The sequence below is a fragment of the Brevibacillus sp. HB1.4B genome, from assembly GCF_013284285.1.
GTDB lineage: Bacteria > Bacillota > Bacilli > Brevibacillales > Brevibacillaceae > Brevibacillus > Brevibacillus porteri.
The window spans coordinates 130,551-148,909 of the sequence record NZ_JABSUT010000007.1; the positions used below are offsets into that span (position 1 = coordinate 130,551).

At 49.0% G+C, this 18,359-nt stretch carries 15 protein-coding genes; 14 read left to right on the forward strand and 1 reads right to left on the reverse strand.

Going from position 1 to position 18,359, the window contains the following annotated elements; genetic code table 11:
• Nucleotides 1–44 precede the first annotated feature (44 nt).
• Complete coding sequence (locus HP398_RS18145) at nt 45–2,096, reverse strand: transglycosylase domain-containing protein (protein ID WP_173623309.1); 2,052 nt, start codon at nt 2,094–2,096, stop codon at nt 45–47.
• 195 nt (nt 2,097–2,291) lie between these two features.
• Between HP398_RS18145 and speE the strand changes: the two genes are divergently transcribed.
• From speE to HP398_RS18215, 14 genes are all read left to right on the forward strand, one after another.
• Nucleotides 2,292–3,125 carry a polyamine aminopropyltransferase gene (speE, locus tag HP398_RS18150; protein ID WP_026043396.1) on the forward strand — a complete coding sequence of 278 codons (834 nt, stop codon included), beginning with the start codon at nt 2,292–2,294 and terminating at the stop codon, nt 3,123–3,125.
• A gap of 19 nt (nt 3,126–3,144) precedes the next feature.
• Complete coding sequence (speB, locus tag HP398_RS18155; RefSeq protein WP_017252411.1) at nt 3,145–4,014, forward strand: agmatinase; 870 nt, start codon at nt 3,145–3,147, stop codon at nt 4,012–4,014.
• Nucleotides 4,015–4,195: 181 nt separating this feature from the next.
• Entirely contained in the window at nt 4,196–5,440 is a 1,245-nt protein-coding gene (locus HP398_RS18160) for an MFS transporter (protein WP_173623310.1), read from the forward strand.
• Between the two features lie 55 nt (nt 5,441–5,495).
• Nucleotides 5,496–5,909: a YwiB family protein gene (locus HP398_RS18165; protein WP_106654809.1), complete on the forward strand. Its 414-nt coding sequence runs from the start codon at nt 5,496–5,498 to the stop codon at nt 5,907–5,909.
• A gap of 74 nt (nt 5,910–5,983) precedes the next feature.
• On the forward strand, nt 5,984–6,376 hold the full coding sequence (locus HP398_RS18170; RefSeq protein WP_173623311.1) for a hypothetical protein: 393 nt from the start codon (nt 5,984–5,986) through the stop codon (nt 6,374–6,376).
• Between the two features lie 77 nt (nt 6,377–6,453).
• Complete coding sequence (locus tag HP398_RS18175; RefSeq protein ID WP_173623312.1) at nt 6,454–7,872, forward strand: sigma-54 interaction domain-containing protein; 1,419 nt, start codon at nt 6,454–6,456, stop codon at nt 7,870–7,872.
• 164 nt (nt 7,873–8,036) lie between these two features.
• Entirely contained in the window at nt 8,037–9,401 is a 1,365-nt protein-coding gene (gene kamA, locus HP398_RS18180; RefSeq protein WP_173623313.1) for a lysine 2,3-aminomutase, read from the forward strand.
• Nucleotides 9,402–9,669: 268 nt separating this feature from the next.
• Nucleotides 9,670–11,745 carry a heterodisulfide reductase-related iron-sulfur binding cluster gene (locus tag HP398_RS18185; protein ID WP_173623314.1) on the forward strand — a complete coding sequence of 692 codons (2,076 nt, stop codon included), beginning with the start codon at nt 9,670–9,672 and terminating at the stop codon, nt 11,743–11,745.
• Nucleotides 11,746–11,858: 113 nt separating this feature from the next.
• The gene (locus tag HP398_RS18190; RefSeq protein ID WP_173623315.1) at nt 11,859–12,398 is read left to right on the forward strand and encodes a sigma-70 family RNA polymerase sigma factor; all 540 of its coding nucleotides are present in this window, start codon (nt 11,859–11,861) and stop codon (nt 12,396–12,398) included.
• Nucleotides 12,395–13,510: a hypothetical protein gene (locus tag HP398_RS18195; protein WP_173623316.1), complete on the forward strand. Its 1,116-nt coding sequence runs from the start codon at nt 12,395–12,397 to the stop codon at nt 13,508–13,510. The genes HP398_RS18190 and HP398_RS18195 overlap by 4 nt, the downstream gene beginning before the upstream one ends.
• A gap of 160 nt (nt 13,511–13,670) precedes the next feature.
• Entirely contained in the window at nt 13,671–14,849 is a 1,179-nt protein-coding gene (locus HP398_RS18200) for an acetyl-CoA C-acetyltransferase (RefSeq protein WP_173623317.1), read from the forward strand.
• Nucleotides 14,850–14,864: 15 nt separating this feature from the next.
• Nucleotides 14,865–15,716 carry a 3-hydroxybutyryl-CoA dehydrogenase gene (locus tag HP398_RS18205; RefSeq protein WP_173623318.1) on the forward strand — a complete coding sequence of 284 codons (852 nt, stop codon included), beginning with the start codon at nt 14,865–14,867 and terminating at the stop codon, nt 15,714–15,716.
• Nucleotides 15,717–15,928: 212 nt separating this feature from the next.
• Nucleotides 15,929–17,071: an acyl-CoA dehydrogenase gene (locus HP398_RS18210; protein WP_173623319.1), complete on the forward strand. Its 1,143-nt coding sequence runs from the start codon at nt 15,929–15,931 to the stop codon at nt 17,069–17,071.
• A gap of 36 nt (nt 17,072–17,107) precedes the next feature.
• A complete protein-coding gene (locus HP398_RS18215; RefSeq protein WP_017252399.1) occupies nt 17,108–18,250 on the forward strand; it encodes an acyl-CoA dehydrogenase in 1,143 nt (380 codons plus the stop codon).
• The last annotated feature ends 109 nt before the right edge of the window (nt 18,251–18,359 follow it).

Genomic DNA, 18,359 nt, shown 5'->3' on the forward strand with positions numbered 1-18,359 from the left:
TACCAAAAAGGACGTACTCGATGAAGAGAAACGTCCTTTTTTCTTTAGTTATTCGGTTTCCACCAACTGCCCATGCGCTGCCAGAAGGTCGCAGAATCTGGCGGCTTTAAAGGTGTCGGTGTCTCATTTGTCGGGATGTGATCCGTGCAGTAATCTTGAGGCTCTGTTCCGCTGGCAAAATAAAAGAGTTGTGGATTCGGACAATGCTCGGTCGCCAGTTTTCCAGAAGCGGGATCAATATAGACAGAAACCACACCAGCTGGCATGTCAAAGAGTGCAGGGGGTTGACCTTTAAGTGCACTTTCCATGAACTGGGCCCAAATTTTTTTGGACAGATAGCCTTCCTTTACATCATCGACCTTTTGATTTTTGTCGTAACCTACCCATACGGTAGAGACTAGCTGCGGAGTGAACCCACTCAGCCAAGCGTCATAATCCGTAGATCCTGTTTTCCCTGCTACCGGTCGGTTCATTTCGCCAGCTACGCGATATCCCGTACCGCCTTGTTCAAATACACTTTGCATCATATTCACTAAGAGAGCAGACGCGACAGGGTCGGCTACCTGTGTTTTCTCCGGTTTTTCTTCGACCAAAATGTTGCCCTCGCTGTCCTCGATGGAGGTGATAGCAATGGGCTTCACTGCTTGTCCCTTGTTGACAATTGCTGCATAAGCTGCGTTTAACTCCAAGGGGGAGATGGGTGAAGTTCCCAGTGCCAGAGAGGGAACTGCTTGCATCGAGCTGGTGATACCTAATTGCATTGCCTGATCCACCACTTTTTGTGGCCCGAGAAAATCAATGGTCTTGACGGCATAAATGTTGTCGGAAGTTTTGATTGCTTCACGCATGTTGATCAGTGCGTTTGCATATTTTCCACCAAAATTGCCGGGGATGTACTGCTTATTGTTATCGTAGGTAAAAACGGTCGGTTCGCTTTTCATCAAAGTGAGCGGTGTATAGCCGTTTTGCAAGGCCGACAAATACATGATCGGCTTGAAAGAGGAGCCGGGCTGCCGCTTGCCAAGCACGCGATTGAACTGACTCACCTTGTAGTCACGTCCACCTACCATCGCTTTAATATAGCCGGTAGTTGGGTCCATGGCGACGAGGGCTACTTGCAAATTCGGATTGTTCTTCGGTAAGACGGAGCCGACAATATCCTCGGCCTTTTTTTGTACGACTGGATCAAGGGTCGTATGGATTTTTAGGCCTCCATGAATAAATTTTTCTTCGTCGATGCCATATTTGTTTTTTACCAAATTGGCGATGTAATCGCGGAAATAAGGAGCTGGCTCGGTTACATTTTCGTTTGTTCGCTGTTTCAGCTTGATTGGTTCCGCGTAGGCTTGCTCTACTTCCTTCGATGTCAGTAGATTGTCACGCTCCATGGCATTCAAAATGAGCTTTTGTCTGGCTTTGGCGCGTTCTAAATCGACAAATGGTGAATAATAAGTAGGACCTTTTGGGATGCCAGCCAGCATGGCGCTCTCTGCAACTGTCAAATCTTTGGCGTTCTTGCCGAAATAGGTTTGGGCAGCAGCTTGTACCCCATAAGCTGAGTGACCATAATAAATCTGATTCACGTACATTTCTAATATTTCATCCTTGCTGTAATTCAGCTCAAGCTGAATTGAAAGCAAAGCTTCTTTGATTTTTCGTTCCCATGTCTTGTCCAAGCTGAGGTACAGATTTCTTGCCAATTGTTGAGTGATGGTGCTGGCACCCTGGCGCTTGTCCATGTTAATGACATCGACATAAGCGGCCATGGCTAATCGTTTCCAATCAAAACCGAAATGTTCGCGGAACGAACGGTCCTCGATCGCAATAGTCGCATCAAGCAATGCGGGTGAAATCTCTGCAAGTGGCACAGAAATCCGGTTCTCGCCACGGTGCATCGTATCCAAAACCTCTCCATTGGAAGCGTAGATCGTCGTGGTTTGCTTCACAAACGTTTCCGGGAGTGGTTGAGAGCGTAAGTACAAAATGAGTAGCAAGATGGCAAAAGAAAAACATAATAGGCTGAGAATGGTAAATTTTACAAATCTCTTAGCCCAACGCAAATAGCGCAGCAATGGGGCTTCGCGAATGACTTCCATGTGTGCCTCTCCTCCTTTCTGCGGTTGAATCAATAAAATAGGACATACTACGTTACTAGTAGTATGTGTCGCTTGCAAGCTGGTTAAACTTTCCTTGCTAGAAAAATATCTTGCAATTTGGAAGACAGCTACTATAATTTTCTTGTTATATGTATTTTCATGCGGTTAATTGAAGGAGGTTACATAGCCATGAACATGGAATTGTGGTACACCGAAAAACAGACGGAAAATCACGGGATAACAACGAAAATTACAGAAACCCTATACAGTGAGAAATCCGAGTTTCAACAAATCGACGTAATTAATACGAAGCAGTTTGGTCGCATGTTAGTGCTCGACGGCATGGTTATGACTACCGATGTCGATGAGTTTGTCTACCATGAAATGATTTCTCATATCGCGTTGAATACGCATCCAAACCCGAAAAAGGTTCTGGTTGTAGGCGGCGGCGATGGCGGTGCTATTCGTGAAATCGTAAAGCACGCGTCTGTAGAAAAAGCAGTTCTGGCTGAAATCGACGGTGGCGTCATTGAGTCTTGCAAAAAATATTTCCCTGAGATTGCGAGTGCATTGACAGGCAATCCGCGTGTAGATGTACAAGTCATCGATGGTATTAAACATATTCATGACCACAAAGGTGAGTACGATGTGATCATGGTTGACTCTACAGAGCCAGTTGGTCCAGCTGTAGGTCTGTTCGAAAAAGGTTTCTACCAAGGCATTCACGATGCTTTGAAACCAGACGGCATCATGGTTGCTCAAACGGAATCTCCTTGGTTCAACCGTGAACTGATCAAGCGCGTGTTCAAAGACCTGAAATCGATCTTCCCGGTTACTCGTCTCTACACTTGCAGCATCCCTACTTATCCATCCGGACTGTGGAGCTTCACCATCGCATCCAAGCAACACGATCCGTTGGAAGTAGATCCAGCGAAAATCAAAGATTTGGGCACCAAATACTACAATGCGGAAGTTCACCACGCTGCTTTCAAACTGCCTAACTTTGTGGCTGAGCTGACCCGCGACTAATCGGGGGAGAACAACACCTATGCGTTTTGACGAAGCATACTCTGGAAATGTTTTTATCCGTAGTCACGGGAATTACGAGGAAAGCCAAGCCGTTATTTACGGTATGCCGATGGACTGGACAGTGAGCTTCCGTCCAGGCTCTCGTTTTGGTCCTGCCCGTATTCGTGAGGTTTCTATCGGTCTGGAAGAGTACAGCCCGTACTTGGACAGGCTGTTGGAAGACATCAAATACTTTGATGCTGGCGATATTCCCCTTCCTTTCGGAAACGTGGAAGGTAGCCTGGATGCGATCCGTACATTCGTGGCAAAAGTATTGGCAGATGGCAAGTTCCCATTGGGTCTGGGCGGAGAACACTTGGTTTCCTGGCCAGTATTCCAAGCGGTTTATGAAAAGTACAAGGATATGGTCGTATTCCACTTTGACGCGCATACAGACCTGCGCGACAACTACGAGGGATACGAATACTCCCACTCCACCCCGATCAAAAAGGTATGCAACCTGATCGGCGGCAAAAATGTTTACTCTTTCGGTATCCGTAGCGGTATGAAAGATGAGTTCGAGTGGGCAAAAGAAAACATGCATCTGTACAAATACGATGTACTGGAGCCAGTGAAGCAAGTGCTGCCTACTATCGGCAACCGTCCAATCTACCTGTCGATTGACATCGATGTATTGGACCCTGCGCACGCTCCGGGAACAGGCACAACAGAAGCAGGCGGCATCACTTCTCGTGAGTTGCTCGATACCATTCACTTCATGGCAAACAACGGTGCGAATGTCATCGGTTGCGACCTGGTGGAGGTTGCTCCTGTGTATGACCACAGTGAAATGACGCAAATCGCGGCATCCAAAATCGTTCGCGAGCTGCTCTTGAGCTTTGTGAAATAAGATATCCGCGTAATTAAGCCCCCGGTTTTTGTAAAAGAACCAGGGGCTTTTCTTATTGGTGGTAGACGTTCAATTCAATTAATAAACATTTTAGTTTACAAAGTATAAAATTGTCAGTACAATCATAATAGTGAGATGATTTAATAGTCGACGGAGGTTTTCTTACAAAGGAGTTGTCTGCATGAGAGAAGTATTTGCCTACGCACCATTTCGAAAGCTGTTCTTTTCCAATCTGTTCTCTGGCTTTGGGCAAGGCATGACGATGATCGGGATTGCTTGGTACCTCGTGGAAACGACAGGCTCTGCTCAACTTTTGGGCTCCACCATGTTTACTTCTGCGGTACTGATGTTTTTCATCGGGCCGTATATCGGGACGCTCATCGATCGTTATTCCCGCAAAAAAATGCTGCTGGTAGAAAACTTGATCGGATTTGGTGTGCTTGGCATGCTTGCGATCTGGGGCTTTTTCGGAGAGTACACCGAGTGGATGCTGATTGTTATCTATTTGACGACGACTTTTATGTACCAAATTCATTACCCGACGCAGTCCGCACTGGTTCAGGAGACGTTTGAGCCCAAGCATTACAACAGCATCAACAGTCTGCTCGAGATCGAAGGACAGACTGCATCTGTTCTTGCTGGCGCGTTTGCAGGGATTTTGCTTAGCTCCTACGGGCTGCATGTGGTGATTATTTTCAATGCGATTACCTACTTGTTCGCCTTTACCTTGCTGTCTACCATGACGTATACCTTCACGCTGGAAAAAGAAGCGAAGCAAAGCCAGGGTGTCGCTTGGACGGGGCAGCTGATGGAAAGCTGGCGGTACATTCGGCAAAAGAAGGGATTCCTGCTGTTTGGCATATCGGCACTCATGCCCTTCATTGCTGTTATGGCGACGAACTTATTGAAGCCTGTTTACATAAGCCAAACGCTGCAGGAGGGTGTCTCGGTTTATTCGCTAGGTGAAGTCACGTATGCACTGGGGGCCGTGGCGGCAGGTTTACTCGTTGCGATCGTCGTTCGCAAGATGGGGCAGCTGGCAGCCATGATCGTCAATACGTTGTTGTTCGCGATTGCCATTGTTGTCATGGTTGCTTTGCCGTATGGCTGGGCGTTAATTGCGGCGTACACGTTTTACGGGTGGAGTAACGCTTCCGTGCGCTTGATTCGGCAATCGCTCTATATGACAGTTGTGCCGAAGCATCAGATGGGGCGGGTGATGAGCTTTTTCAACTCAATCGGAATGATGATGCGTTTGGTCCTTATTGGTTTGTTTACGGCTATGATCGATTACACGGGGGCAGGAGTCGGGTACTTGGTGTTGGCAGGTCTGCTGTTGCTTGCGGCGATCGGGATTGCTGCTACCATGAAATACCTGCTGGCTGATGCCAAAGCGGAGGCGGCGGTTGCCACACCAGAGCGATGAAGGGTAGAATGTAGGGATAAATGGGAAGCGAAAGAAAGTGGAGTGTGGAAGCAGCATGCAAGACATACAAGTGAAATTGACGGCACGACATCATGTCGAAGGCAACTGGGAAGAAACGACCCACAGTTATGAAGGCAAGCGCGTACAAAAAGCAACCGCGTGGTACTTGACCTACAAAGAGCAGATGGAAGGCGTAGGCGAAGTAAGCACGACACTGAAGCTAACAGATACGTCCATTACGCTGGTTCGTCAGGGCGGAGTTTCAACCAGACAGCAATTCGAAAAAGGAGCCAGCACCCATTCTACCTATCAAAGTCCCTATGGTCCGTTTGCAATGGAGACGCATACGAACAAACTGCGAATCCGCTACGAAGCAGAGGTTCCTGTACAGGTAGAAATTGCGTACCAGCTATGGATGAATGAGCAGTATGCTGGTGAGCATGAGCTGAAAATAGAGCTAGGAAAATAAGCCGCCCTTTGCAAGGGCGGTTTTTTGCACGTACAATAGGATTACTTGCGGCTGAAGTGAAAGGGGGATACAGCATGTTTGTACTCACAAATGGACTAATAGCCGGTCTGGGTCTTGCTGCTTTTTTGGCGCTCGGAGATGGTTTGTTTGATACCAATACCTTTCCCGTTTTAATTGATGTCAGCTATGTGCCGGGTATGGAAAACCTGCCCTCTATTGTAGAACTATTGATTCATCTGCTGATTAGTGTGATCGTCGCCTTTTTTCTCATGCACTTTTACCCGCGGGAACGAAAAGCCCGATCGGTACGATACTTGCTGTACTGGATGCTCGGTTTTTCTGTCGCGTTTTTCCCATTTAGCCTGTTGAGTCAATCCGCGATGAGTTTGACAGCGTTTTTCATCTGGATATTGGGACATTTATTGTATACCGCAATGCTTGCCATTCAGGTAGGGCGTAATCGATAACCTTGTAAAAGTGCCGAATATTCGGCGAAGTGATGATTTTTTGGCAGCATGGATGGAAGGAAGGAGTGAAAGCCAGGATGCCGTTGTCAGATACGGTAGAAATGTTGCAGGCGATCTTGGGCGCTATCGATGAAGGAATTCACGTTGTGGACGCTAATGGCATTACGATTTTCTACAATCACGTCGCAGCCAAGCTCGATGGCCTAACCTCAGAAGAGGTGTTGGGGAAGCCATTGTTGGAGGTTTTTCCTTCGCTTGATCGACAGTCGAGTACCCTGCTTCGTGTCATCGATAGTGGCGAATCAATCTACAACCAGACACAGACATATAAAAACTGGAAGGGAATGCGCGTGGAGACAATCAACACGACACTTCCAGTGAGAGTAGGCAAAAGGTTAGTCGGGGCAGTCGAGGTGGCGAAGGATATCGGCAAGCTAAAAGAACTGTCGGAGCGTTTGGTTGATCTTCAGGCCCAGATTAGCAAGCCGAAACGGACAAAACGCTCGGTGGATGAAACGACTTTCCATTTCGAAGACATTTTGACGATGAGTGAAAAAATGAAACGTCTCAAAGAACGCGCTCGAAAAGCTGCGCGGACAACTTCTCCCGTGTTGATATACGGCGAAACCGGGACGGGAAAAGAACTGTTTGTCCAATCTATTCACCACGCGTCTGTCCGCAGCAGTAAGCCATTCATCGCGCAAAACTGTGCCGCACTGCCGGCCGCGCTGCTCGAAAGCTTGCTGTTTGGCACGACAAAAGGAAGCTTCACAGGAGCCGATGATCGGCCAGGGTTATTCGAGCTGGCGGACGGTGGTACTCTATTTCTGGATGAACTGAACAGCATGCCGCTCGATTTGCAAGCAAAGCTGCTGCGAGTCCTCCAGGACGGTCAGATCAGACGGATCGGCGGAAGCCAGTCGACCAAAGTGGATGTACGAGTAATCGCCGCAGTCAACGAAGCACCACAGTCACTCGTGGAAAGAGGAATCATGCGAACCGACCTGTATTACCGGATCAACGTCGTCTCTTTTGAACTGCCGCCATTGCGCGAGCGCAGAGAAGATGTGGATATGCTGATCGATCATTTCTTGCAAAAGTTCAACCGGATCTTCGGTATGAATGTGCGTGGAATCAGCGGTGAAGTGGCTAGTTTGTTTGCTGCGTATGATTGGCCGGGAAACGTACGTGAACTGGAACATGTCATAGAAGCAGCCATGAATATGGTGGAGTCGGACATCATTTTGTTGGACCATCTTCCGGCTCATTTGCTGGAACGCTCGCCGTCTGAGAAAAATGAAGCACCTATTTCGACACAACTTTTATCAAAGGAAGGCTGTACGCTGCCCGAGATTTTGCGTGAGGTAGAGGAAAAGGTGATCAAAGATGCGATGCAGCAAACGGACGGCAATGTACTTCGTGCTGCCAAACTCTTAGGCATCCCCAGACAGACACTGCAATACAAGCTCTCGCAGCGGGTGATCCCTCCCTGTTGATTGCCGAAAATTCGGCAGACTCGTGAAGGATCAAATGGATAAGAAGCGCTCACGAAACGCTCTATTCCTTATTTTCTAAATCTTTTGATTTGTTGGCATGGCACTTGCATCTCTTGTTGGTTGAGTGAAACGAAGAGGTTCACCATAAGACGAGGGGAGACGGGATGCACATGACAGTAGCGACAAAACGCGATTGGCGTTCGATAGAACTTTGGAAGGATGTCACGGACGAGCAATGGAATGACTGGATGTGGCAGCTTACGCACACCATCAAGACGGTCGATGATTTGAAGCAGGTAATCAACCTGACACCGGAAGAGGAAGAGGGCGTACGTATTTCTACGCAAACCATTCCACTCAATATCACACCGTACTATGCTCATCTGATGGATCCAGACGATCCAAGCGATCCGGTTCGCATGCAGTCTGTACCTTTGTCCTCTGAGATGGTTCGTACCAAATACGACATGGAAGACCCACTCCACGAGGATACCGATTCTCCTGTGCCTGGTCTGACGCATCGTTATCCAGATCGCGTGCTTTTCCTGGTGACGAACCAATGCTCCATGTACTGCCGTTACTGTACGCGCCGTCGCTTTTCCGGCCAGATCGGCATGGGAGTACCAAAGAAACAGTTGGATGCCTGTATCGATTACATCCGCTCAAGACCAGAAGTCCGCGATGTACTGCTCTCCGGTGGAGACGGTTTGTTGATCAATGACCGTGTATTGGAATACATCATCAGCAGCCTGCGCGACATCCCACATGTTGAAATTATTCGGATCGGTACGCGTGCACCCGTTGTATTCCCGCAGCGCATTACCGAAAACCTGTGCAATATCCTGAAAAAATACCATCCAGTTTGGCTCAATACACACTTTAACCATCCGAAAGAAATTACACCGGAAGCGAAGCTAGCTTGCGAAATGCTCGCCAACGCTGGTGTTCCGCTCGGCAACCAAGCAGTTATTTTGGCTGGTATCAACGATTGTGCGAATACGATGAAAAAGCTGGTGCAGGACCTGGTCAAAATCCGCGTTCGCCCGTATTACATCTATCAATGCGACCTGTCAGAGGGAATCGGACACTTCCGCGCACCTGTCAGCAAAGGGATCGAAATCATGGAGCACCTGCGCGGCCATACTTCCGGCTATGCAGTTCCGACTTTTGTAGTAGACGCTCCACACGGCGGAGGCAAAATTCCTGTCAGCCCGAACTACATCATCTCACAAGCATCCGATAAAGTTGTGCTGCGCAATTTTGAAGGCGTTATCACGTCCTATCCAGAGCCGAAGCAATACCACGAGCACGACGAGGAAAACTGCGAATACTGCATGGCTGCAAAAGGCAAAGCGGTTGGTATCGCAGCACTCATGCAAGACGAGGTAGACAATCTGGAGCCGACTGATCTGCCGCGTAACAAGCGCATCAAAGCAACCAAGGTCAAATCACTCGCAGATGTACGGTCAGAGCAAAAGGCCAAGAAAGACCAACCTACTGCCGAGACGAAGGAAGCCTCAGGAAAATAAACATGATCAACAGCTACCCGTATGAAGGTAGCTGTTTCTTTTTTTCGTAAGAATATTTCCAACTCTTCGAAGAGGATGGATGATTCGCAACTTGTGTGATAAGATCGAGTTGTATTCATTATGAGCGGTCGCTCAGTATCGTTGCATTTTTCGAAAAAAATAAACGGACTGACTGAATACTCATTCATTTATTTCCATGATTCTGATAAGATAGAAAAAACGATTTCCACGTCCAAAGACAAACTCGCAATAGAGGGGAGTAGAAAACATGCTGGCACTCATTAATTTGATCGCCTTTTTCCTGGTTCTCGCTTACGGGCTGTATTTAGCCGGGCATGTCGTGTACAGCAGATACTTGTTTATCAAGCTGGGGAAAAAGCCGGATGTGAAAAATGACTTTGGGGCACGCATCAATCTGATGCTGGACAACGTCATTTTCCACAAGAAGCTGTTGAAGGACAAAAAGAGCGGCGTGATGCATGTTGTGATGTTTTACGGCTTTATCACCCTGCAATTCGGAGCCATCGAGCTGGTTATCAAAGGGCTTTTGAAAGGCTACGAGCTTCCTTTTGGTAGCGCCCACAAATACTTCTCTGTCATGCAGGAGATCACCACGTTTCTCATTTTGGCTGCGGTCGGTTACGCTTTTTACCGCCGCTATATCGAAAAGCTCAAGCGTCTGAAGCGCGGCTTCAAATCGGGGATCGTCCTCTTGCTGATTTCCTCCCTGATGGCGACTGTGCTGTTCTCGCTCGCTTTTGAACAAATTTGGCTCGGACATGAGCCATCGGCGTTCGCTCCGATCTCATCTGTTTTCGCGATCGTACTCTCTGCGATTGGAGTAGGGACAACAGGTGCAGTGGTAGGCTTTTACGTTTTCTGGTGGCTGCATCTGATCATCCTGCTCGGTTTCGCGGTGTATGTGCCGCAGTCCAAGCACGCGCATTTGCTGTTTGCTCCTGTCAATGTGTGGTTCAAGAAGCTGGACCCGCCAGGTAAGCTGACCAGCATCAACTTCGAGGACGAGACGCAGGAAGAATTTGGTGTCGGCAAAATCGAGGATTTTACGCAAACGCAGCTCATCGACCTGTACGCTTGTGTGGAGTGTGGTCGCTGCACGAATATGTGCCCGGCCTCTGGAACGGGAAAAATGCTCTCCCCAATGGATTTGATTACGAAAATGCGCGACCATTTGACCGAAAAAGGTGCGTCGGTGACATCGCGTACACCATGGATGCCTAACTTCGCCTTTTCGCAGACGACTGCCAACCAGATTGCAATCCAAGCATCTGAAGTAGCGGCGACAGCGGAAGGAGCAACTGCAGTCTATGAGAAAAGCTTGATCGGCGATGTCATTACCGAGCAGGAGCTGTGGGCTTGTACGACCTGTCGCAACTGTGAAGACCAATGCCCGGTGATGAACGAGCACGTAGATAAAATCATCGATATGCGCCGCTACTTGGTCATGACAGAAGGCAGCATGCCAGCAGAAGCGCAGCGCGCCTTGAACAATATCGAGCGTCAGGGCAACCCGTGGGGAATTAACCGCAAAGACCGGACGAAATGGATTGAAGGTCTGAACGGTGAATACGAGGTGCCAACTGTGAAGCAGGTCGAAGAATTCGAGTACTTGCTCTGGGTAGGCTCGATGGGATCATTTGACTTGCGTAGCCAAAAAATCTCGCAGGCATTTGTGAAGCTCATGCACGAAGCGGGTGTGAAGTTCGCCATTTTGGGCAACGAGGAAAAGAACTCTGGCGATACGGCCCGCCGCATTGGTAACGAGTTCTTGTTCCAGCAGCTCGCCCAAGAAAATATTGCCTTGTTTGAAGCGTATGAAGTGAAAAAAATCGTCACCTGCGACCCGCATGCGTTCAATACGTTTAAGAACGAATATCCGGAGTTTGGATTGAATGCAGAGGTGTACCACCACTCCGAGCTGTTGGCGGAGTGGGTGAAGGAAGGCAAATTGAAGCCAACCAAGGAAGTCAAGGAACGCATCACCTACCACGATTCCTGCTACCTGGGCCGCTACAACGAAATTTACGACAAACCACGTGTAATTCTCGAAGCCATTCCTGGCGTAGAGGTGGTCGAGATGAAGCGCAGCGGCTGCGACAGTATGTGCTGTGGAGCGGGCGGCGGCTTGATGTGGATGGAGGAACATGAGGGCTCTCGTGTGAACGTTACACGTACGGAGCAAGCTCTGGAGGTCAAGCCGACGGAAATCGCCAGTGCATGCCCATACTGCCTGACGATGATGAACGATGGAATCAAGACCAAAGAGCAGGAAGATCACGTCAAAACACGCGACGTCGCGGAAATTCTCGCAGACGCCATCTAGGTTCATACCATGCGCAAGTCTCGTGCTGATCAAGCGACGAGGCTTGCGCATTATTTTTTGCAAAAAAACTGTAAGATAGAGGAGCCAGCTGAATCTAATGGAGTGGGAAGGGAGTGAGGAAGCTGGAGCTTGCAGAGAAAGGCTTAACCAAAACAAAAGAGGCATTATTCGATGAATTGATCCGGCACTATCTGAAAAAGGTGTTGCGACTCGTGTATTTGATGGTCAAGGACCGCAGCCTTGCAGAGGATATCACACAGGAAGTGTTCCTGTTAGCTTACAAAAATTTGGGGAAATTCCGCCAAGAGAGCTCGATGCAAACATGGGTGTACCGAATCGCCGTCAACGAAGCGAAAAAACACCTACGCTCGTGGTCGTTCCGTCACCTGTTTTTCAAACCGGAAGTGGACATAGAGGTAGTCGAGGGAGCAGAGTCGACCGTTTTGCAAAATGACCTTCGCGCCCGTTTTGCTCATCTTGTCATGAAGCTGCCGCATAGCTATCGTCAGTTGATTGTTCTTCACTACTACGAAGAGTTGTCCGTCGAGGAGATTGCGGTGATTATGGACACGTCCGCAGGAGCGATTTATACGAAAATGCACCGTGCACGCCAGAAACTTAAAGCGCTCCTGGAAAAGGAGGGGATCGAATGAACCTGGATAAATTGCTGGAGGAATTCAAGGAAACGGCTGACCGGACACTGTTGCGCGGAATGGACAATACGACTAGCTTGGAGGAGCGGATTCGTATGAATATCGAGAAGAAAGGCAAGAAAAGGTTTCGTTTCATCTACCCTGTAAGCGCAGCACTTGTTGCGGTTGTGCTTGTCATTGGGTTTGCCCCTTATTTACTGCAAAAGGAAAGCACGAGTACACATACGCCGAACGGAACGTCTGCTGAGCCAGGTACCCATCAAAAGCCCGATCCAAAGGCTCACCCAGCTTCTGATGATCATGTGATTATGGGAACGGTAGATGAGATCATCGATGTCTTGCGTGTTGGGATGACACAAGACCAAATCAAAGCCAAGATTTCGTTCCCTTACACAGTTGTAGACAATTATGGCGGAAGCGGGGACGATGGCACAGAAGAGTACTGGGGCTATTCGATTCTCGCAAAAGAAGGATATCAGCGAAAAGACTGGACAATGATCGAGACGGAGGCTCTGCTAAAAAGAGACGTGGGCTTGGAGATGTTTGTTGGATGGAAGGATAAAAAGCTTCATTGGTATACCATAAGCTATGTCCAAGGCAAAGAGGTCTATCTTTTCAAACTGAACAGCAACGGTACCGTTAATGAGGATGTCGTAGATGTCCCCCAGGGTGGCACACAAACACCAGTAGCTACGTCCGTATTTGATTTAAAGCCAGAGGAACAGGATCGTTATTACAATTACATGTATGAGAAAAAAGATGAGCTTTTGCGTGGGTTATCTCCAATCGATGTATGGAAGCTGTATGTGCAAGCACAGCAAGAGGGTCAGCTCGAAATGCAGTACGCTTTGCATATCGAGGACGATGGATCAGAGAAGCCAACACCGGAGCAATACTTGGAAGATATGAAGAAAGATCCGGTGGCAGCAAGAAATAGCTGGAAGCAGTTAAAAAAGATGCGAGACTTGGCAAGTGACATAACGCTTGAGCAAACGTCTGACAAGGAAGCGGTTGTATGGGTGGCCTTCAAGGACAATAGTGATAAGATTGCCTATAAAATGCAGAAAAACAAGCAAGGCTTCTGGAAACTAAGCTGGATGGCACGACAATAGCAAGAACAGCCTGACTCTCCCAAAAGTCAGGCTGCTCTTTTTTTCATTATTGATTGACTATTCGTACGGAAGACGGCAAAATAAAAGTATGCAAAATGAACGAACGCTCGATCAATTTAGTTTTTGTTGATGTGAAAATCATCCGAATGGAGGTCATTCGATGAAAACGGTCATTGTTGGGGCAGCGCGTACCCCGTTTGGTAAATTTGGCGGATCTTTGAAAGCGTTATCGGCAGTTGAGCTCGGTTCCATTGTAATCAAGGAAGCGGTGGAGCGCGCTGGCATTTCCGGCGATCAGGTGGACGAAGTGATCATGGGCATGGTCTTGCAGGCAGGTGCGGGTCAGGTGCCCTCACGCCAGGCGGCTCGTAAGGCTGGTTTGCCATGGAATGTAGCGAGCGAGACGATTAACAAGGTATGTGCGTCAGGGATGCGTGCAGTGACGTTGGGGGACCAGATCATTCGCGCAGGAGACGGAGAAATCATAGTCGCTGGCGGCATGGAGAGCATGAGCAACGCACCGTACGCACTGCCGGATGCACGCAACGGGATGAGGATGGGAGATGCGACGGTTCGCGACCTCATGATGTATGACGGCCTCACTTGCCCGTTTCATCAAGTGGCGATGGCTGTCCACGGTAGCAATGTGGCGGAAGAGAACGGGATTACGCGAGAAGAGCAGGATGCGTGGGCACTGCGCAGTCAGCAGAGAGCTGCTCAAGCGATGGAAAAAGGACTTTTTGCCGAAGAGCTAGTATCGGTTTCCATTCCGCAAAGAAAAGGGGAGCCGCTGCAAGTAATCGTGGATGAAGGACCGCGTCCAGATACCACTAAGGAAGGATTGGCGAAGCTGCCTCCCGTGTACAAAAAGGACGGGACGATCACGGCAGGCAATGCTCCAGGAATCAACGACGGAGCAGCAGCGATGGTGTTGATGTCGGATGCAAAAGCGCAGCAACTGGGTATCAAGCCGCTTGCGACGATTCTTGGTCACGCCGAGGTCGGCGCAGATGCACCTTATATCGCGACAACTCCGGGGCTTGCCATTAACAAGCTTCTGGAGAAGACGGGAGTAGCTCTTTCTGACATCGATTTGTTCGAGGTGAACGAAGCGTTTGCTGCGGTGATTTTGACCAGTGGTAAAATCGTCGGCTGGGACGCGGAGAAAGTGAATGTGAACGGCGGAGCGATCGCGTTTGGACACCCGATTGGCGCGAGTGGTGCTCGGATTATTATGCACCTCGCCTATGAATTAAAAAGACGAGGCGGCGGCTTAGGGATCGCGGCAATTTGCAGTGGTGCCGCACAGGGTGACGCCATCTTGATTAAAGTAGAGTAAGGGAGGCCTTTTTGCATGAACGTACAAACGATTATGGTCATCGGGGCAGGACAGATGGGCAGTGGGATTGCCCAGGTAGCAGCGCAGGCTGGCTTTCGTGTTTATTTGAACGACGTTCAGCAGGCGTTTGTGGAACGCGGTCTTGCTACGATTACGAAAAACTTGTCGCGCAACGTGGAAAAAGGCAAGCTCAGCGAAGCGGAAAAGGAAGCCATTCTCGGACGATTGACGCTGTCTACCGATCTGGCTGATGCATCTGATGCAGATTTTGTAGTAGAAGCAGTGACGGAAAATATGTCGGTCAAAACGCAAATTTTTTCCAAGCTGGACGAGGTATGTCCGCCGCATACGGTGCTCGCGAGCAATACATCCTCGTTGCCGATTACCGAGATCGCGGCAGTGACGAAGCGCCCGGAAAAAGTAATCGGCATGCACTTCATGAACCCTGTTCCCGTGATGAAGCTGGTTGAGATCATCCGCGGCCTGCAAACATCCGATGAGGTTTATCAGCTGACAGAAGATTTGTCCAAACAAATGAGCAAGGTGCCCGTGAGCGTAAACGATTTCCCTGGGTTTGTGTCCAATCGGGTACTGATGCCAATGCTGAATGAAGCGATTTATTGTGTGTACGAGGGAGTTGCATCACCGGAAGCGATCGATGAAGTCATGAAGCTGGGTATGAACCATCCGATGGGGCCGCTTCAGTTGGCTGATTTCATCGGGCTGGACACTTGCCTCTACATTATGGAGGTACTGCACGAAGGATTCGGTGATTCGAAATACCGCCCATGCCCGTTGCTGCGCAAGTACGTCAAAGCAGGATGGCTAGGCAAAAAATCCGGTCGTGGTTTCTACGTGTACAACTAGGCAAGGTAGTTCAAAAATTCGTCTTTTGATCACGAAGTAGTACTGAAAGCGTATGCGACGTCGAAAGTGGCATTCACCTTTGAAGTCCGGTGCTCATGTAGTTCTCTACATTCCGCTCCTCCTTCTTCAGGTTCTCGCCACTTTCTCGGTGCTGAAATGACGACTTTTTGAACTTTTGCTAGAGAGGAACTTTGCAGAAAGGTAGGACGGACATGGATTTTCGATTGAATGAAGAGCAAGAGATGATGCGCCGCATGGTGCGAGACTTTGCCCAGAAAGAGATCGCACCTTTCATCCCTGTGATGGAAGAGACGGACCAGTTCCCGCGTCAGATCCTGAAAAAGATGGGCGAGATGGGGCTCATGGGCATTCCGATCGCCGAAGAGTGGGGAGGAGCAGGGGCGGATTTTATTTCCTACATTTTGGCCATTCACGAGATTTCCAAAGTGAGTGCGACAGTAGGCGTCATTTTGTCCGTGCATACCTCCGTCGGGACGAACCCGATTCTCTACTTCGGTACCGAGGAGCAAAAACGCAAATACGTGACCAAGCTTGCGAGTGGGGAATACCTCGGGGCTTTTGCCTTGACCGAGCCGCATGCAGGTTCTGATGCGAGCAGTATCCGAACCACAGCTGTGAAAAAAGGCGATGAGTACATCTTGAACGGAAACAAGGTGTTCATCACAAACGGTGGGGAGGCAGATACGTATATCGCATTTGCCGTAACCGACTCTACAAAAGGAACCAAGGGAATATCGGCCTTCATTGTAGACAAGGATACACCAGGCTTCACGGTTGGGAAAAAAGAAAAGAAGATGGGACTGCACGGTTCCTATACGACAGAGCTCGTATTCGATAATGCGCGTGTACCGGCTGCCAACCTGCTGGGGCAGGAAGGGGAAGGCTTCTGTATCGCGATGGCGAATCTGGATTCCGGTCGAATCGGAATTGCGGCACAGGCACTAGGGATTGCCGAGGCGGCAGTAGAGTATGCGACAGAGTACGCGCGGGAACGTAAGCAGTTCGGACAACCGATTGCCAAGCAGCAAGCCATTGCCTTCAAGCTGGCTGACATGGCGACGAAAGCAGAAGTTGCCCGGTTGCTGGTATACCGAGCGGCGTGGCTGCGCAGCCAAGGTATTTCTTGTGGGATGGAAGCCTCGATGGCAAAGCGTTTTGCCACAGACTCCGCGATGGAGCTCGCCACAGAAGCCGTACAAATCTTTGGTGGATATGGCTACACTCGAGAATATCCGGTTGAACGTCTATTCCGGGATGCGAAAGTAACGCAAATCTATGAGGGCACCAACGAAATTCAACGAATCGTTATCGCCAAGCATTTGCTTGCTGATTAAATAGACAGATGAAAAAGACATGGGGGAGTGATCCATATGAATTTCCAACTGACGGAAGAACATGAAATGATGCGCAAAATGATTCGCGACTTTGCAGAGAATCAAGTAGCTCCGACAGCAGCCGAGCGCGACGAAGAAGAGTGTTTTGATCGTTCCATATTTGAGCAAATGGCTGAGCTTGGACTGACAGGCATTCCTTGGTCGGAACAATACGGCGGAGCAGGTGCAGATTACCTGAGCTACGTTATTGCAGTGGAAGAACTCTCCCGTGTGGATGCCTCCATCGGTGTGACACTGTCCGCACATGTTTCCTTGGCGAGCTGGCCGATTTACAAATTCGGGACAGAGGAGCAAAAACAAAAGTTTTTGCGTCCATTAGCAGAAGGCAAGAAGATGGGCGCGTACTGTTTGACCGAGGCGGGATCTGGCTCTGACTCTGCGGGAATGCGCACGACAGCCGTACGCGATGGTGATCATTACATTTTAAATGGCACCAAAATTTTCATTACCAATGCGGGCGAAGCAGAAATCTACATCGTATTTGCGGTCACCCAACCAGAGCTGAACCATAAAGGCATCACGGCTTTCATCGTAGAAAAAGGCATGGACGGCTTCACAATGGGGAAAAAGGAGAAGAAGCTGGGTATCCGTTCCTCGCCAACACTTGCAGTCAATTTTGAAGATGTGCGCGTGCCAGTAGAAAATAGGCTGGGCGAAGAAGGCCAAGGCTTCAAAATCGCGATGATGACGTTGGACGGTGGAAGAAACGGTATCGCCGCTCAAGCATTGGGCATTGCACAAGGTGCCTACGAGCATGCGCGGAACTATGCTAAAGAACGCAATCAGTTCGGCAAACCAATCGCTTCCTTGCAGGCAATCCAGTTCAAGCTGGCAGACATGGCTACCAAGATCGAGGCATCCCGTTTGCTCACTTACCAAGCAGCGTGGTTGGAGGATCAAGGTCTTCCATATGGCAAAGCATCTGCGATGTCCAAAGTTTTTGCAGGAGATACAGCAATGGAAGTAACAATCGAGGCTGTTCAAGTTTTCGGGGGTTACGGCTACACGCGGGAGTATCCTGTGGAGCGCTTCATGCGCGATGCCAAAATTACACAAATCTATGAAGGAACCAATGAAATCCAACGTGTCGTGATCAGTAATTTCCTGCTAAAAGAGTAGGAAACTGTCCAGTCTTCCAACACGATGACACACATAGAAAAGAAAAGTTTGGCTTTGTGCTCTTACTCGCGTATAATGATCTGCGAATGATACAAAAGTAGAGTGTTTG

Excerpts from the sequence above, each read along its gene's own strand:
- HP398_RS18145 (WP_173623309.1), bottom strand. The coding sequence starts at position 2,096 with ATGGAAGTCATTCGCGAAGCCCCATTGCTGCGCTATTTGCGTTGGGCT.
- speE (WP_026043396.1), top strand. The coding sequence starts at position 2,292 with ATGGAATTGTGGTACACCGAAAAACAGACGGAAAATCACGGGATAACA.
- speB (WP_017252411.1), top strand. The coding sequence starts at position 3,145 with ATGCGTTTTGACGAAGCATACTCTGGAAATGTTTTTATCCGTAGTCAC.
- HP398_RS18160 (WP_173623310.1), top strand. The coding sequence starts at position 4,196 with ATGAGAGAAGTATTTGCCTACGCACCATTTCGAAAGCTGTTCTTTTCC.
- HP398_RS18165 (WP_106654809.1), top strand. The coding sequence starts at position 5,496 with ATGCAAGACATACAAGTGAAATTGACGGCACGACATCATGTCGAAGGC.
- HP398_RS18170 (WP_173623311.1), top strand. The coding sequence starts at position 5,984 with ATGTTTGTACTCACAAATGGACTAATAGCCGGTCTGGGTCTTGCTGCT.
- HP398_RS18175 (WP_173623312.1), top strand. The coding sequence starts at position 6,454 with ATGCCGTTGTCAGATACGGTAGAAATGTTGCAGGCGATCTTGGGCGCT.
- kamA (WP_173623313.1), top strand. The coding sequence starts at position 8,037 with ATGCACATGACAGTAGCGACAAAACGCGATTGGCGTTCGATAGAACTT.
- HP398_RS18185 (WP_173623314.1), top strand. The coding sequence starts at position 9,670 with ATGCTGGCACTCATTAATTTGATCGCCTTTTTCCTGGTTCTCGCTTAC.
- HP398_RS18195 (WP_173623316.1), top strand. The coding sequence starts at position 12,395 with ATGAACCTGGATAAATTGCTGGAGGAATTCAAGGAAACGGCTGACCGG.
- HP398_RS18200 (WP_173623317.1), top strand. The coding sequence starts at position 13,671 with ATGAAAACGGTCATTGTTGGGGCAGCGCGTACCCCGTTTGGTAAATTT.
- HP398_RS18205 (WP_173623318.1), top strand. The coding sequence starts at position 14,865 with ATGAACGTACAAACGATTATGGTCATCGGGGCAGGACAGATGGGCAGT.
- HP398_RS18210 (WP_173623319.1), top strand. The coding sequence starts at position 15,929 with ATGGATTTTCGATTGAATGAAGAGCAAGAGATGATGCGCCGCATGGTG.
- HP398_RS18215 (WP_017252399.1), top strand. The coding sequence starts at position 17,108 with ATGAATTTCCAACTGACGGAAGAACATGAAATGATGCGCAAAATGATT.